This window comes from Rhodococcus sp. 24CO (genome assembly GCF_050586165.1).
In the GTDB taxonomy this organism is placed as follows: Bacteria; Actinomycetota; Actinomycetes; order Mycobacteriales; family Mycobacteriaceae; genus Rhodococcus_F.
This window is the reverse complement of record NZ_JAZFNF010000070.1, coordinates 1-674: the sequence shown is the minus strand read 5'-3', so window position 1 is coordinate 674 and position 674 is coordinate 1. Positions and strand designations below refer to the sequence as shown.

Annotated in this window: 1 rRNA gene; it reads right to left on the bottom strand. The window is 52.7% G+C overall.

Annotation, left to right across the window (positions count from 1 at the left end):
- A 23S ribosomal RNA gene (locus V2B23_RS30880) occupies positions 1–630 on the bottom strand; the annotation flags it as partial.
- Positions 631–674 lie beyond the last annotated feature (44 nt).

The window sequence follows — 674 nt, the reverse complement described above, 5'->3', positions numbered from 1 at the left end:
AAGGCTCTGACGGATTGTAAGCGCACGGTTTCAGGTACTATTTCACTCCCCTCCCGGGGTACTTTTCACCTTTCCCTCACGGTACTAGTCCGCTATCGGTCACCAGGGAGTATTCAGGCTTATCGGGTGGTCCCGACAGATTCACACCAGATTTCACGGGCCCGGTGCTACTTGGGTTTCCATTACAACAGTCACAAAGTTTTCGTGTACGGGATTCTCACCCTCTACGACAGGCCGTTCCAGACCACTTCCACTAACCTCATGATTTTTTACTGTTGGCCAACACGGCAGTATTGACAAAATGAACCCCACAACCCCACGAATGCAACACCTGCCGGCTATCACACACCCATGGTTTAGCCTCTTCCGCTTTCGCTCGCCACTACTCACGGAATCACGGTTGTTTTCTCTTCCTGTGGGTACTGAGATGTTTCACTTCCCCACGTTCCCTCCACACGCCCTATATATTCAGGCGCGGGTAACACGACATCACTCGTGCTGGGTTTCCCCATTCGGACATCCTCGGATCACAGCTCGGTTGACAGCTCCCCGAGGCTTATCGCAGCCTCCTACGTCCTTCATCGGCTCCTGGTGCCAAGGCATCCACCGTACGCTCTTCATTACTTACAACAAAGATGCTCGCGTCCACTGTGCAGTTCTCAAACAACACACAA